Genomic DNA, 14,398 nt, shown 5'->3' on the forward strand with positions numbered 1-14,398 from the left:
GACCGACCTGCCACGGCCTGAGCACCGGCCCGGAACCTGGCCCCACCACACCTCGACACACCGTCAGACGCCCACACACCCAACAACGTGACAACGCCGCGGGAAGCGGTGGTACAGCCACACGCAGGGGGAGATGACCTCGACCGGATACCGGTGGCCCTTGTACGACGGCGACGCGGACGACACGAGCGAACCCTCCCCGGCACAGCCAACCCCAAGATCATCCCAGACCGGTCAGCCAACGTGACAACGCCGTCCCGAAGCCACTTTTCGCCAGGCATCGAGGCGATTTCATCCCGGAGACGCTGCCGCTCCACGGGTTCTCACCTCGCTCCATACAAACGTGCTTCAGATCACTTCCGTTAGCTCCAGTTAAAGGCAAACCGTCCAGAATGGGCGTGTTGCTTGGCGATGATCATGCCGCGTAGGAAAGGAGCGGCGCGACACATCCAGCAATGCCCCGCCCGCGAGGAAGGGCAGGGCCAGAAGGGACATGTTTTGCTCGGACGGTTAAGAACCAGAAGGAGAAGCACTCTCTCGCGGATAGCCGCTGGTGCGGCGGTCATCCTGCTGTTCAGTACCGGCGGTGTGGCCGGTGCGGCCGAGACGGCTCCGGCCGCCCAGCCCGACCCCAACGCCGCTCCCTCGACCCGGCCCGCTGCCGGGCCGGAGAAGGTTACTCGTGCGGCTGCTGCCGGGGCGCGGCCGGTGTCGGGGAAGAGCCCAACGGCTGCCCCTCTCTCGCGGAGTACCGCGCCCGATGGGTTCCAGCGGGTGACGTCGCAGAAGGTCCAGCTCAAGAACAAGGTGACCGACGCGGATGGCGACAAGGCGACGCTGACCTTTGAGGTGTGGACCGCGGATGCGGCAGGCACGCCACTGAAGAAGGTGAGCATCGCCGACAACGAGTGGGGTGTCATCGTCTCCCCTTACGTGGCGTCAGGGACGACGGTCACGGTGGATGTGCCAGCAGGCAAACTGGCATTGAACACGAACTACGTCTTCCACACGTCGGCGTTCGACGGCTCCCTATACGAAACGTCGTGGTCGCCGTGGGCGAAGTTCCGTATCGAGCTGCCGGTTGACCTGACGCTGCCGACGCCCGACTACAACGCCCCCGATCCGACGTCGCTGAACACGCCGCCGAACTACTACCAGACCAAGCCGTTGGATTCGGATGGTGCGTCGCTGTCTGCGCGCTCGTCGAGGCTGGCGGTGGAACAGTGCGGCGAGGCGGACACGGACGGCCGTCAGGTGTGCTTCGGCAAGTCGACACCGGTCGCCAAGGGCAAGGCGCCCAAGAGCGGGGCGAAGGCCGCGGGTGCGGCGGCCACGGCCGGGGTGGAGTGGTGTAATACCGACTTCGAAAGCATCCTCGCTACCCGGTTCACCGAGTGCGACGTCAGGTCGGTGCCGCTCTACATCCGCTGGGACGGCAAGATCCAGGCCACTGCTCATTTCATGTTCCTGCGGATGCTTCAGCTTGACGGGCAGAACAGCTTCACCGAGCACCTGACGATCGAGCCCGCGCAGCAGATTCCTCCCGCATTCCGCGAAATCAACTTCGTGGGTGTGGAGCACGAGTGTCAGGGGTCGTGTACGCCGCATGAGCCCGATGCCAGTGCGTGGAAGGGCAAGACGTGGTGGGTGCCGGGCGAGATGCATTCCGCGTCGCTGACCACCTCGTATACGTGGGACGCCTCGGTTTCCGGGAAGACGTACCTGTACAAGCCGGATGTGAAGATCGACGCGAACATTCTGCCTGCGGACGCAAGGATCCGCCCGCTCATGACCGGCTACCAGTGGTCCTTGGACTACGACAGCGGCACGGAGGATCTCGACCAGATCCGGTGCGACACCACCGACGCCGGGCCGGGTACGGGCTGTGTGTTCGTCAACCATGCGCCGACCTACATCTTCAACGCCAAGGCTTTCCCGCAGGCCGCGGCGCACGCGTGGCTGATCCAGAAGGCCACCCCCAAGCACCCGGGTTCGATGGCCGATCAAAAGCCCCTGTACTACATGGGCGACAGTGCGCAGAACTCCCGCAGCCGTAACCGAATCTGCCCCACCGGCTGGGCCGCGGCGAACGGAGACGCCTCCGCCCTGGTGGACGCTGCCGACGCGCTGAACTGTGACGAGTTCGCGTTCGCTTCCTCCTACAACAGCGGCGGCATGTCGTCCGCTGAGGGTGGCCTGAACCCCGCCCTGCTCCCGGGCGGGACCACGCCGACGGGGGCAGCGTGTATCGGCACCTACGCCAAGAAACACGGCAGCCTAATTCACCTGTTCTCCCAGAACGGCACCGACCCTACGTTCAGCGAGGTGTGCGGCCGGTCGGCAATCTCCGGCATGCACAACCAGGAATCCATGGGCAACCACTTCGCGACGTTCATGCGGGACATGCGGATCATGGACAAGGATGCGTACTGGCTGGACACGCGGATGGATGACGGCGGTACCTGCACGTACGGTATCGGCGGCGGTCAGCCGGTGATCTGCAAGCTGGCTGCGGAGTAACATCCCTGACCTCAACGGCATCGGCCCCCACCCTGCGATCAGGGTGGGGGCCGGCCTCATGCGCGCGGCAGACGGTCAGGCCGGGGCAATGAGGACGCCGGGAAGGTCACCGGCGCTCACGGCGTCCTGGTCGACGGCCACGCCCGTATAGGCCCCCACGGCGGTGAACACCAGCTCGGGTAGGCGCTCGCCATGCTCCTCGAAGTACGCGACGACTTCCGCCTCACTGGCCTCAGGCATCGACGGAAACACCGCGCCCGCTGCGCCAAGGGCGGCATCAAGGGCAGAACCCTGCCCGGTGTCGCTGCCGAAGTCAGCCCGGTACGCGCATGCGTCGGACGCATGGATGATCAGGGACGGAGGGCTGAAACGGTTGGCGGTCAGGCAGAGAATCTCCTCGCCCTCGCAGGGAAGCATCGACTCGACCTTGCCCTGGTAACCGGTCGCCCAGGTTGCCATGCCCCAGTCTTCCAGCACATACGTCCACTCACCGCACGTGCCGTACATGACGCGGTTGAGGTGGGGGGAGGGCCGGCCCGGCTGCCCGGCCGGTGCGCGCAGCTCCCTGCACGGGGTGCGCCCGGCCAGCTCGTCGAGGTCGGCACCTAGGTTGATGAGGAACTCGTCCGCCTCCACGCCTCGGGCCAGAGTCAGCGAGATGCCGCCGAGCATGCCCGGCACGCTGGACGAAGGGGTGTGATGGTGTGCGCCTATCCATGCAATGCCGTCACTCATGCCGGTCAGGCTATCGGCCTGCCGGTATAGGTACTACTGGCGGCGGACCTTTACGGATGGCGCGGCCTGCTCCGATCTGGGCAGGGTGTCGGCCCGCCGTGTGCTTGCGCTGGCAGACCTGTTCGGCCTGACCGGGCGGTGCAGCGTTCCGTCCGGGTGCGTGCTCAAGTCGGCCAGCAAGCCGCGGTCGACGAGCCGTCGCACCACGAATGCGGTCCCGTTCGCCCTTCTCGCCGAGCGCATTCGGTGCCGAGCGCGGTGGCGATCCGCTCCGCCGCCGCGCCAAAGATCAGCAGGCACGGCATCGCAACCCAGTTGACGCCAGCGTCCCGGGCCTTCACAGCCCCCGGGAGCGCTCCGGCAGTGCCCACATCACGCCGGATCCTTCCGCCAAGAACCCGGATGCTGTCCGGTCTGCTGTGACCCAGCATGAGAAAGACGACCCCGCCTTCATGAATCACGCGTCGGGCTGCTGTCGTAGGTCCAGGTAGCAGCGCAGCCGTACACCCGGCTCGCCCGGCTCGTGGATCGTACGATCCGCCGCGGCGACCGCGCACCGTGTGGCGAGCAGTTCCTGGACGGCGAACGCGGTCTCGTCGTCGGCGGCCGCGACCTCCACCACCGCGAGTCCCGGCTCCGCCACGTGCGTGTCGTTGATCGGCCTCATACCCGGCACGACGCTCCAGCGCTCGCTGGAGTTCTCGCGTCCGGCCGGCGCCACCCGGACCGGGTACGGCGGGGTGCGCGTGCTGACTTCCCGCAGCCTGATCGTACGAGGTTTGATCAGCTTGCTCCTCTTCCAGTAGCCGGGGTGCACGGACGTGCTCGAGGGGGTGTTCCGGGAGGCCGTGCCGCCCGGTTCCGGTACGACCATTGCGTCCATACGGGCGGCGCACTCGAGGAACGCCTGAGAGCGCCCCCTCAGGGGCCGTTATCAACGGCTCATGCTCACCTCTGTGCTGCGCGGCCTGGCCGCCGCCTCCCTCGCCGTCCTGCCCCTCACGGTCCCTGCGCCCGCTCATGCGGCGGAGTCGCTGCCGCTGGCCGAGGCCGTCACCCGTCTGCCGGTGGATACCGAGTCCCGCGACGGCTACAGCCGGGAGGCCTTCCGCCACTGGAACACCGGGGACGATCCGGCCGACGGGTGCAACACCCGCGCGGAGGTCCTGCTTGCCGAGGCGGTCGAGCCCCCTGTGGTCGGGCCCGGCTGCCGGCTGTCGGGCGGGCGCTGGTGGTCGTACTACGACCAGGTGTGGGTGACGTCGGCTTCCAATCTGGACATCGACCACATGGGCCCGCTCGCCGAGGCCTGGGACAGCGGGGCCTCGGCGTGGTCGGCGCAGCGTCGTGAGGCGTACGCCAACGACCAGGGCGCCGACGCCAGCCTGGTGGCCGTCACTGCTCGCTCGAACCGGTCGAAGGCCGATCAGGATCCTGCCGAGTGGCTGCCGCCGGCGGCCGGGGTGCACTGCCGGTACGTCGCGGAGTGGGTGGCCACCAAGCTCCGCTGGAGCCTTACGGCCGACGAAGCCGAAGTGACCGCCCTGAACGAGGTGGCGGCCGGCTGCCCCGACCAAACCGTGACCTACGAGCCGGCCCCATAACCCCTTGGCCACCCAGAACAGTCGGGCGGAGCTCCTGCTGCTTGCCGCCAGGCCAGCGCATACAGGTCGGCCGTCTCTGCGGCGGCATGGCTGTCGACGGCCCGCTTCACTCGGTCGGGGTGTGGTGGAGCGTCCGGCGGACCGTGGCAATCTCCTCTGGGAGTGCGGCACATACCCGGTGGTCCCGCGACGGAAGTCCGTCCGCCGGGCAGACCCTCAGCTCAGCCGCACCTGGCCCTCCACCAGGCCCCGCTCCTCTCAACGACCAACCCACACTGTCCCGCCTTCACATTTACTTCACCATTTGACCATGTGATGGTCGCAGGTTCGGTATGCTCCCCGATGCTCCATAGGCACCATCAGGGGGGAACCCGCATGCGCATCAGCCGTACCCTGCCCGTCGCCGCGGCCGTGGCCGCCGCCGGCGTGCTCAGCCTCACCGCCGCACCGGCGCAGGCCGCCGAGTACTCCTCGGCGCTGAAGATCAAGGGTGTCCAGTACGACGCCCCGGGCCGGGACTCCAACAAGTGCTCTGGTGGCAACACCAAGGACGAGTACCTGACGATCAAGAACTACTCGAAGACGGCGAACGTGAACCTGAAGGGCTACAAGGTCAAGGACGCCGCCGGCAACACCTTCACCTTCACCAAGAGCCACACCCTGCAGCCCGGCGACTACATCAAACTGCGCGGCGGCCGCGGCACCGACTCCGACGCCAAGAACGTCGTCTACCGCCAGAACTGCAACTTCATCTGGAACAACGACAAGGACACCATCTACTTCTACAAGCCGGGCGGCGCCCGCGCGGACGTGCACTCCTACACCAAGACTGCCAACGACCGCGACGGCAACGGCTACATCAACTACCACGGCTGACCCAGCAGCCACCACTGCACGGCGGCGTCCCCCCGGCCCACGGGTGGGACGCCGCCTGCCGCTTCCGGCCTTATGTACCTGTGCCTGGTTTCCAGGGCGGGGTGGTCTTCAGGTGTTGCGGATGCGGTGAGCCTTGGCCACGAGCCTGCGGGGCAGCTTCGGCCCCGCACACGCGTAGTCGGTCAGCAGGTTCCGGTAGGTGGTGTTCGCGAGCTCCGGCGCCAGGGCGATCAGGGTCCTCAGGTCGTCGGACGAGCCGGACAGGCGTGTGCGGTAGGCGGCGGCTGCCGCGCGCAGGGAGATTTCGTGCGGTTCGTGTTCCAGGCCCTGTGCGGCGAGGCGTGCGGCTGCGGCGAAGTCGCCCTGCTCGGCGCGTACATCCGCCAGGTCCAGGTAGAGGGACCAGTTGACGCAGTCCAAGGCCAAAGGCGTCTTCGAAGGCTGCGCCGCAGCCTGGCCCAGATCGCCCATCACGCGCCAAGTGGTCGCCCGTGCGACCGCAGTCCACATGAACACCCAACAACGTGACAGCGCCTCTTGGAATGATCAGATGGGTACGTGAGCCCAAACTGCTTTGCCGGCGCCTTCCCGGCTCCACCCCCACAGAGCGGATAGGCCGGCTACAACGGTCAGTCCTCTCCCGTCTGGATCCATGAGGCCAGCCGTTCGTGGTTCGGGCAATTCCGGGCTGGGATCCCACGCGATGCACATGACAGACCGTGGCGAGGTGGCCAGTGCCAGCCAGGGATCGGCCTCCGCGGAGAGACCGTGACGGACCGCGTTGGCTGTGAGCTCACCCACCACGGCGATCACGTCGCTATTGACCGCCTCCAGGTCCCACTGTCGCAGACAGCTTCGGGTGAACGCCCGGGTTCGGGCGAGCCCTTCCCTGCTTGCATGGATCTTGGCGGCGGCGAAGTTGTTGAAGGAAATCCCCATGGCCAGGCCCCAGTCCAGCGCCTGTGGTTCGCCAGAGTGCGCTACCCATGCTGATCCGGCCAAGCTCGCAAACTGCAGGCCACTCGGCTGCGGCACCGCCACTCACCTCCAGTTATCCGATGATCACACAAAAGGGAACACCCTTTCGAGGGACGGCATGCATGAAAAAACCCCTCTAAGATCTACTCGTTTCCACACGCTTGTGAAATTTCACGGCCTGCTGTGTCTCGGCCTGTGGGCTGATATCGGCCTGCGCGGAGCCGGGCGTGTGGGAGCGCAATGAGACGACAACGGAAGGACCGCAGTTGACAGGCTACGAAAACGGAGTGTCAGCCCACGCCATCTCAGGTGTGCGGTGGGTGAAAAGCTCGGCGAGCAACCCAGAGGGCGGCAACTGTGTAGAATTTGCAGCCCTGCCGAACGGTGATGCAGCTCTGCGCAACTCGCGATTCCCCGCGGGGCCGGCGTTGGTGTTCACACGTTCGGAAATCGAGGCGATGCTCATCGGCGCGAAACAGGGCGAGTTCGACGGCTTGATCGACTGAATCTCGACGCTGCAGGCTTGCGATCGCCCGTGCGCAGTCCCACTCTGGGGCCCTCATGGTGAACTACGGGTGACCAAGGAGTCTGGGTGTCGGGCGGTCAGGTCCTGTCGGCTGTCGGGGACGGAGAGGATCCGAGCAGTCTTCCTGTCGGCGCGGGAAGGGTGGTGGGTGCCCACCTGCGCCGGCTGCGTAAGGAGCAGGGACTGCGGCTGGTGGACGTCGTGAAGGCGGGTCTGGTCGGTTCTGCGCCCACGCTCAGCCGCATCGAGAACGGCACCACCCCGCTGAAGGCCGAGAAAGTCGTCAGCCTGGCCCGGTTCTACGGGGTCACCAAGGACAGCGAACTGGACGCACTCGTCAAGCTGGTCACACGCTCACATGACGCCCAGTGGTGGGAAGAGTTCCGCGACGCCATCCCCGGCTGGCTGGAACGGCTGATTAGCGTGGAGAGCTTCGCCGAGGAGATCCGCACCTATGAGGTGCAGTACGTCCCGGGCCTGCTGCAGACCCCGGCCTACTCGCAGGCCATCATGCAACGAGCCTTTCCAGACGCATCCTTGACAGACCCTGAGAAGAAGCAAAGGCGGATTGAACGGGCCGTCAAAGTACGCCAGGGGCGCCGGGCCCTGTTGAACGAGGCCAGCGCGCCCTACTTCTACGCGCTGGTCGACGAGGCAGTCCTGGCGAGACCAGTGGGCGGCGCCTCTGTGATGCGGCAACAACTACGCGAGCTCTACAGCCTTGAAGAGAACGCAGAGCGGATCCACATCCGCGTCCTGCCCTTCAGCGCCGGCGATGAAGCGATGGCTCCAGCTCCCTCCATCACGTACCTCTCCTTCCCAGCTGACCGGGAGGAAGACATGGTGTATCTGGAAGTCCGCAACGGCGGCAGCTACGTCACCAACCCCGAAGACATCGACCGATACCGGCTGGCCCTGACCGTACTGTGGTCCAAGGCAACCACCCGCGACGAGACCCTCGAGCTCCTTCAGCACTACATCCAACGGCTTTCCGACTGACCTATGGCTTACGGGCCACACCGCCGTAAGCCATCAGCATCCGATCGGCCGAACGGAGCTTGAGGCCGGCCCCAGGGCGCCAGCAGGCCACATCACCGATGGGCCCCCCTATCGGCTCCAGTCCCTCGAAAAACCGGTCCATCTCGGCAGGTGACCGCACCCTGGCCCACTCATGACCGGTCAGCTCCTGCATCAGAACGGAGGCGTCCTCACGTAAGACAGCACTGTCACTGGCCAGATCGCTTAAGACGAGGCAGCTGCCCGACGGCAGCCTGTCAACCAAGGCTCTCAGACGCTGCAAAGGGGCCTGATCATCGGAAACGCAGTGCAAAGCAGACACGAACAGCACAGCGGCCGGAGCTCCGCCATCGAGGAAGCCGGCCTCTTCGCTGCGTGAGCAGACGAACGTGCTGTCCATCATGTCCGAGTCGAGGATCAGCGTGTGCTCTCCCGCCAGCATCATCCGCGCATGCGCCAGCACCACCGGATCGTTGTCGATATACACCACTCGAGCAGCCTTGTTGACGCGACGGGCAATCTCGTGCACGTTATCGCGGGTAGGCAGACCACATCCGTGATCGAAGAACTGGCTGATCCTGCGCTCGCCGGCGAGATAGCGCACCGCACGCACCAGGAACTGGCGGCTGATGCGGGCAAGAATCCCGACATTAGGGGTTAGATCGACCAGGCGTCGAGCGGCTGCGCGGTCGGCCTCGTAGTGGTCACTGCCGCCCAACAAAAAGTTATGGATGCGCGCGTCACTCGCTTGCCTGACATCGATCATCTACGCGTGCCCCCGCATGCCGTAGCTCGCAGCCGCGCCCTCGCACAGGACCGCCCGTGCAATTGCGCGTCAAGTAGACGGCCATGTTAGGAGTTATGCACCACACTATCCACCCCACCTGCTCTTTCCGGATGCCCCGCAGGAGTGAAACCCAGCAAGATCGTCACTGACGAGGGAACCCGGATCACTGGTGCACGCGGGCGCACTACCGCAGCAGCTTGCCCTCACGCTGCAAAGCTGCGCACTGCGGACCTCAGCAGACAACCGAAATCCTCCGGCTGCCGCCCCATGACGTCGGCTGCTTTTGCCTCCGGCAGCCCCAGCCGGTAGCGCAGCAGCACAGCGTCTGCCTGAGATGAGGACAGGACACGGTAGAGCTCCAGGCACCGAGAGACGGCCACCCGGTTGGTCCGGGCGACGAGCAGTCGCCAGGCCAACGCGGACGGAGAAGGGCTCTCCAACGCCTCCGCCCAGTTCATCGCCAAGTCTCCAAAGGCAGCGCCAACCAGTATCCGCGCCTTCATCTCATCCCCGACCCGCAAAGCCACGTAGCGGTTGTAGATCTCGAGACGCGAAAGACAGAAGGCAGCGAAAGCAGGAGGCATCCCGATCTCTACCTCCGGCCGACCGCCGGGTGCCACCACGGCAACACCCGGCACCGAACGAATCTCAGACAGCCCCTGCCACCGCAGTGGACACGACTCGCGCCAGCCCCGGCCACCCGAAGCCACGTCAGACCAAGTCCCCGGCACCGCGCGCCCCTTGCACCGGAAAGAAGTCATGCGCCAGCAGGAACGAGTACTGAACGTCCTCCCACAGCGGCCGCACCTGCTCAGGGTCGCCACCCAACTGCAGCACAATCTGATGCGTCATCGCCCAGTCAGGCACCAGCTCCCCACTCAGCACTGCAGACAGCGTGCCACTGCTCGTGCTGCGACCGCTGGTCTGCCCGGTGGCCCACAACAGTCCCAGCAGAGCACCATGGAAACGGCCAAGCGCAGCAGTCGCCGAGCGCCGGGACGGCTGCCGGTGTCCCCGCGCCCACTCCCACAAGAGCCGAAACTCCTCCGGCCGCCCGTCGGCCGCCGTCACGACGGTGAATACCACCGGCCAGTCCGGTACCCGCTGCCCAGCCAGCAGCCGGGACACGCACGACGGTGACACACCGGCCCTCTGCGCCACTTCCTGAACCGCACAACCTCGCGCCCGCAGCAGAAAAGAGATCGCCGCCCCAAGACGCCTGCGGTGCTCCAACGGACCGGGAACCGCAGTTGCCTCCGCAGGAAGGACAGCCGGTGCGATGGCCTGCCGCGCGCGGCGCCTCATCTGCCGCCGCAGCGCCTTGGGCCCCCACCTCGCACGCGCCGTAGCTTCACTGACCTGTGCCAACTCGGCGACCTGGCCCCAACTGGCGCCCTGAGAACGAGCGTCGTGCACAGCTGCCCCGACGTAATGAGAGACTTCAGCGCTCACCGCCGCGGCGAGCCCGACAAGTTCCCTGAGATCACTCTTTCTGCCCTCCGCCTCCACCAGCTCCGTCGCCAGCGCCTGCACCCGCTGCGCCACCCCAGGCCCCCATCGCGGCGAGTACACCACCACTGGCTCCCCGCCGCTTCGCCGGCTGCGTACCCGCTGCGCACGGCGGCGACAGGCGTCCTGGCAGTAGCGACGAGGACGACCAGGCCGCTTCACACGCCGGAACCGCCGCCCGCATTGCGCGAACGCGCACGTGCTGTACTCGTAGCGATCACCGTGTCCGGTGCGACTTCCATCCTGCTTCATCTTTTCTGGCCCATCCGCTGAATCCATGGCGTCCCTGGGGCGGAAACTCCTGCCTGTCTCCGCCCCAGGACTGACCTGTGCCTCCGAAGCGGGGTGGGACAGCCGGCAAGCAGCCCCACCCCAGCCCGATTACGTCAACGGCGACGGAAGCGCTGGTAGCTGACCACCGAGCCGTCCGTGAGAGCCCCCAGCAGCAGCCCCCACCACACCTTCTCGGGCACGACCGGACCGTGGACGGCCGTCACCGCACTGAGCGTCGTCATCAGCGCCGCCCCCCAGCGCAGCTTGACGGCCAGAAAACTCATCGAGTGGGTTTGCGCCGTGAAAACCAGCGGAATGCTAGTTTCGGTCGACGCCGGAAGCACCTTCGCGAGCAATCGGCGTACCTGAATCATGTTCGGTCTCCTCAACTGGCGTGAGTCGGACAGTGGTTCACTCGTCAGGGCCCCTCTCTCACAGGGGCCCTGACTCATGTCCGGGAACGCTATAGCCCGCCTCCCAGGGCACGCACGTCATCGTGTCGCCGTGAAAACGGAACGAAGACCGGTTGGTTGGCACCTTGAAACGCCATCGAAAGTGGAAAACGATCAGACAGGGTCTAGAGTTATCAACTCTTGCATATAAAAGGGCAAAGAAGCGTCCCGGATGGCTTGGCGTGGTGGGAGTACATGGTTATTCGAACCTCTGAAAAGTACTCGATCGGGTGAATCTGAGGCTGCGTATTTCGGGCGTGATGAAAACGAAGAAGGCCTGCTGCTGCCCAGCCACGAGGAGTGCCCAGCGCCGCGAGTCGAGCCTCGCCGCCTGCTTCGGCAGCTTGAAGTCGACCGCCCGCCGCCGGTTTCCCATCTGGTCAAGAGCCGGTTTCCGGGACCACCTGGACGATGCCGGTCTGATCGACGTCACTCATGTTGCCTGAACCGTTCCGGTTCTGGTTGGGGCTCTGATGTGCTCCGGGTCTGGTGGAGTCACCTTGCTGGACAGATGATGCTGAAGGCACTCAAGGAGACTTCAGTGCCCCGTAGTCACCCGGCTGAGTTCCGGCGCAAGGTGCTCGCTCTCGTCGATGCTGGCCAGCCTGTCCGACGGATTGCCCATGACCCCGGCATTAGCCTCGATCTTGCATGACGGTCCGCCGACGGAGTCGGTGGACCGTTTCGCTTTCGGTGGCTGATGGCGGGCATTCCGAGGGGCCGAGTGCCGCCTCGGGTGGGCGCCGGGTTCCACTACTCCGGGCTGGGTCCTCTTCTCGTAGGGACAGGCGAATTCGCTGGTCAGCCGGGGTTGGGCAGGAGTGCGAGCCGTTCAAGGGCGCCGGTGATCTCATGGCTCCAGGGCCAGTGGCGGGCAAGGCGGAGGATGCGGCGCCGGCCGGTGGTGACGAGCTGGCCGGCCGCGGAGAACAGGCGGAATCGCAGCCGGCGGGGCTCGAAGAGCCGGGCCGGGCCGGTCAGGGCGAGCATGGGCATCCAGGCCAGCAGGTCGAGCGCGATCTGGACGATCTCCAGCCAGATCTTGTTCTGGGCGGTGTGGTGCAGGGGCAGGTTGCGCAGTCCGGTCGCGCGGGCGGCCCGGATGCGGTCTTCGGCCCGGGCCCGCAGACGGTGGCGGAGCTCGAGCTCGGCGATCGGCCGGTGGGGGGTGTTGGTGGCGAAGCAGGTGATCCGCATGCCGTCCGCGTCGGTGATCCTCAACTGAGCACCGGGATGCGGTCGTTCCTTGCGGACGATCAGCCGCATGCCCTTCGGCCAGCCCGCGAGCAGGTCGCCGGTGAGTTCGGCGACCCAGGCGCCGTCGCGGACCTCTCCGTCCGTTTCGATGGCCGGGGTCCAGGCCGGTGCCGGGATCTTGAGGACATGGCTGTGGATGGTCTCGGTGATCACCATGCCGACCGAGTAGGACAGCCAGCGTCCGCGCTTCGCGAGCCAGGACACGAAGTCGTGGGTACCGCCGGCGGAATCACAGCGGATGAGGGTCTGCCGCCCGCGCTGTCGGCGTACGGGCTTTTCTCTGGCTCTGGCAAGAATTTCGTAGCCGTAGATCATCTCGGTGGCACGGTCGGCCGTTCCCCATAGCGGGCAGCCTGTGGCTGTGCTCTGTTGAATTGGCCAGGTTGTTACCGCAGTTGGCCGATGTGCTGGTCGTATCGGTTGATGTCTCTGATGCTGGTGTGGCGGTTCGCGCCCGTACGAGGTCCGGGGTTCTCGCACGATGTACGGGATGCGGCCGGCTCAGCGAGTGGTGTCACAGCCGCTACGTACGCCGTCTCTCCGACGTCTGTCTCGGGGGCCGGCCGGTGCACATCGACTTGTCCGTTCGCCGCCTGTACTGCGAGAACCCGTCCTGTCCGAAGGTGACCTTCGCCGAGCAGGTGGCGGGCCTGACCGTGCGCTACCAGCGACGGACCCCGCTCCTGCAAGACCTGGTGGAGGACGTCGGGGTGGTGCTGGCGGGCCGGGGTGGTGCCCGGATGCTGCGGATCTTGAACATCCGGCTCTCGCGGTGCACGGTCCTATCCCAGCTGATGCGGGTGCCTCTTCCGCCGCTGGTGACACCCCGGGTGTTGGGGGTGGACGACTTCGCGCTCTACGGCGACACCTACGGCACCCTCGTGGTCGACGCCACCACTCGGCTCCCGCTCACCCTCTGGGAGGGACGCGATGCCGACCAGCTCAGCCGGTGGCTCCGTAATCACCCCGGTGTCGAGGTCGCCTGCCGCGACGGCTCCCTCACCTACCGGCAGGGCATCACGGGCGGCGCCCCCGATGCGGTGCAGGTCAGCGACCGCTTCCATCTCTGGCAGGGCCTCTCCCGCCGCGTCCAGGACATCGCTTCCGCCCACCGCGACTGCCTGCCTGCGGCACTACCCCCGACCGGCGAAAGGGGTCCCGCACCGGCCGAGGAGACCGTCGGGAAGACCGCGGAGGACACCCGGGCCGCACGACACGCCCGCCGACTGTTCGAGGCCGTTCAGGCCCTGACCCGCACCGGCCGGAGCCACAGCTCCGTGGCCCGCGCACTCGGCCTGGATCGCCGCACGGTCGGCAAATACGCCCGGGCCCACACCTGGCAGGAGGTGATGCGCCGCACGCCCCGAAAGCCCTCCACCCTGGACCCCTATCTCGACTACCTGCAACAACGTTGGGACGAGGGACAACACAGCGCGAAGATCCTGCACGAGGAACTCCAAACCAAGGGCTACCCCGGCCACTACCAGCGCGTGAAGATGGCCGTCGCACCCCTCAGACGGGGCCTGCCCCTGGACGAACCACGCGAGCGACCGCCCTCCCCGCGTGAAGCCGCCCGCTGGATCACCACCCACCCGCACCGACGCAACCCGCACGTCAACGACCGTCTGCCCCGGCTCCTCGACCACTGCCCTGAACTCAGACAAACTCACGACCTGGTCCGCCGTTTCGCCGTCATGCTCGACAACCATGACGCAACACCCCTCACCGGCTGGCTGAACGACCTCTCACTCAGCGGCCTGGCCCCTCTCGCCGGCCTCGCCGGAGCCTTCCGTGAAGATCAGCACGCCGTCGCCCAGGGCATCACCACCCCCTACAACTCCGGCGTCAACGAAGGACGTATCAC

General features: G+C 66.3%; 15 protein-coding genes and 1 pseudogene. 6 read left to right on the top strand and 10 right to left on the bottom strand.

Annotation, left to right across the window (positions count from 1 at the left end; all coding sequences use genetic code 11):
- Positions 1 to 99: 99 nt before the first annotated feature.
- Positions 100 to 186, bottom strand: a pseudogene (locus KUM38_RS41630) (IS6 family transposase); the annotation flags it as partial.
- Positions 187 to 405: 219 nt separating this feature from the next.
- Here KUM38_RS41630 and KUM38_RS07115 point away from each other — a divergent pair.
- Positions 406 to 2,520: a hypothetical protein gene (locus KUM38_RS07115; RefSeq protein WP_217128418.1), complete on the top strand. Its 2,115-nt coding sequence runs from the start codon at positions 406 to 408 to the stop codon at positions 2,518 to 2,520.
- Positions 2,521 to 2,595: 75 nt separating this feature from the next.
- Here KUM38_RS07115 and KUM38_RS07120 read toward each other — a convergent pair whose 3' ends face one another.
- On the bottom strand, positions 2,596 to 3,255 hold the full coding sequence (locus tag KUM38_RS07120) for a hypothetical protein (protein WP_217128419.1): 660 nt from the start codon (positions 3,253 to 3,255) through the stop codon (positions 2,596 to 2,598).
- Positions 3,256 to 3,712: 457 nt separating this feature from the next.
- Positions 3,713 to 4,138, bottom strand: coding sequence for a DUF6207 family protein (locus tag KUM38_RS41635; protein WP_254396811.1), 426 nt, complete (start codon positions 4,136 to 4,138; stop codon positions 3,713 to 3,715).
- A 61-nt stretch (positions 4,139 to 4,199) separates the two neighbouring features.
- Here KUM38_RS41635 and KUM38_RS07130 point away from each other — a divergent pair, with 61 nt between their 5' ends.
- Positions 4,200 to 4,859 carry an HNH endonuclease family protein gene (locus KUM38_RS07130; protein ID WP_217128420.1) on the top strand — a complete coding sequence of 220 codons (660 nt, stop codon included), beginning with the start codon at positions 4,200 to 4,202 and terminating at the stop codon, positions 4,857 to 4,859.
- A 375-nt stretch (positions 4,860 to 5,234) separates the two neighbouring features.
- The gene (locus KUM38_RS07135; protein ID WP_217128421.1) at positions 5,235 to 5,735 is read left to right on the top strand and encodes a lamin tail domain-containing protein; all 501 of its coding nucleotides are present in this window, start codon (positions 5,235 to 5,237) and stop codon (positions 5,733 to 5,735) included.
- Positions 5,736 to 5,843: 108 nt separating this feature from the next.
- Here the strand turns inward: KUM38_RS07135 and KUM38_RS07140 are convergent, their stop codons facing one another.
- Positions 5,844 to 6,209, bottom strand: coding sequence for a hypothetical protein (locus KUM38_RS07140; RefSeq protein WP_254396812.1), 366 nt, complete (start codon positions 6,207 to 6,209; stop codon positions 5,844 to 5,846).
- A 72-nt stretch (positions 6,210 to 6,281) separates the two neighbouring features.
- A complete protein-coding gene (locus tag KUM38_RS43525) occupies positions 6,282 to 6,674 on the bottom strand; it encodes an ATP-binding protein (protein ID WP_366815762.1) in 393 nt (130 codons plus the stop codon).
- 305 nt (positions 6,675 to 6,979) lie between these two features.
- Between KUM38_RS43525 and KUM38_RS07145 the strand changes: the two genes are divergently transcribed.
- Both KUM38_RS07145 and KUM38_RS07150 read left to right on the top strand, forming a co-directional pair.
- Complete coding sequence (locus KUM38_RS07145; protein WP_217128427.1) at positions 6,980 to 7,219, top strand: DUF397 domain-containing protein; 240 nt, start codon at positions 6,980 to 6,982, stop codon at positions 7,217 to 7,219.
- Between the two features lie 86 nt (positions 7,220 to 7,305).
- A complete protein-coding gene (locus KUM38_RS07150; protein ID WP_217128422.1) occupies positions 7,306 to 8,238 on the top strand; it encodes a helix-turn-helix transcriptional regulator in 933 nt (310 codons plus the stop codon).
- A 1-nt stretch (position 8,239) separates the two neighbouring features.
- Here the strand turns inward: KUM38_RS07150 and KUM38_RS07155 are convergent, their stop codons facing one another.
- The 5 genes from KUM38_RS07155 to KUM38_RS07180 all read right to left on the bottom strand — a co-directional run bounded on the left by KUM38_RS07155 (position 8,240) and on the right by KUM38_RS07180 (position 13,014).
- A complete protein-coding gene (locus KUM38_RS07155; RefSeq protein WP_254396813.1) occupies positions 8,240 to 9,022 on the bottom strand; it encodes an SAM-dependent methyltransferase in 783 nt (260 codons plus the stop codon).
- A 224-nt stretch (positions 9,023 to 9,246) separates the two neighbouring features.
- A complete protein-coding gene (locus KUM38_RS07160) occupies positions 9,247 to 9,681 on the bottom strand; it encodes a hypothetical protein (protein WP_217128423.1) in 435 nt (144 codons plus the stop codon).
- A gap of 73 nt (positions 9,682 to 9,754) precedes the next feature.
- Positions 9,755 to 10,171 carry a hypothetical protein gene (locus KUM38_RS07165; RefSeq protein WP_217128424.1) on the bottom strand — a complete coding sequence of 139 codons (417 nt, stop codon included), beginning with the start codon at positions 10,169 to 10,171 and terminating at the stop codon, positions 9,755 to 9,757.
- A 767-nt stretch (positions 10,172 to 10,938) separates the two neighbouring features.
- A complete protein-coding gene (locus tag KUM38_RS07170; protein WP_217128425.1) occupies positions 10,939 to 11,199 on the bottom strand; it encodes a hypothetical protein in 261 nt (86 codons plus the stop codon).
- Positions 11,200 to 12,078: 879 nt separating this feature from the next.
- Positions 12,079 to 13,014: a transposase gene (locus KUM38_RS07180; RefSeq protein WP_374227041.1), complete on the bottom strand. Its 936-nt coding sequence runs from the start codon at positions 13,012 to 13,014 to the stop codon at positions 12,079 to 12,081.
- Between KUM38_RS07180 and KUM38_RS07185 the strand changes: the two genes are divergently transcribed.
- Positions 12,939 to 14,398: ISL3 family transposase (locus tag KUM38_RS07185; RefSeq protein WP_374227042.1), on the top strand; the 1,460-nt coding region annotated here is incomplete at its 3' end. The two genes, KUM38_RS07180 and KUM38_RS07185, sit on opposite strands and share 76 nt — an antisense overlap.

The sequence above is a fragment of the Streptomyces sp. AC558_RSS880 genome, from assembly GCF_019049255.1.
Lineage (GTDB): Bacteria > Actinomycetota > Actinomycetes > Streptomycetales > Streptomycetaceae > Streptomyces.

Coding starts and splice junctions, on each gene's coding strand:
- KUM38_RS43525 (WP_366815762.1), bottom strand. CDS start 6,674: ATGGGGATTTCCTTCAACAACTTCGCCGCCGCCAAGATCCATGCAAGC.
- KUM38_RS07135 (WP_217128421.1), top strand. CDS start 5,235: ATGCGCATCAGCCGTACCCTGCCCGTCGCCGCGGCCGTGGCCGCCGCC.
- KUM38_RS41635 (WP_254396811.1), bottom strand. CDS start 4,138: ATGGACGCAATGGTCGTACCGGAACCGGGCGGCACGGCCTCCCGGAAC.
- KUM38_RS07170 (WP_217128425.1), bottom strand. CDS start 11,199: ATGATTCAGGTACGCCGATTGCTCGCGAAGGTGCTTCCGGCGTCGACC.
- KUM38_RS07130 (WP_217128420.1), top strand. CDS start 4,200: ATGCTCACCTCTGTGCTGCGCGGCCTGGCCGCCGCCTCCCTCGCCGTC.
- KUM38_RS07120 (WP_217128419.1), bottom strand. CDS start 3,255: ATGAGTGACGGCATTGCATGGATAGGCGCACACCATCACACCCCTTCG.
- KUM38_RS07155 (WP_254396813.1), bottom strand. CDS start 9,022: ATGATCGATGTCAGGCAAGCGAGTGACGCGCGCATCCATAACTTTTTG.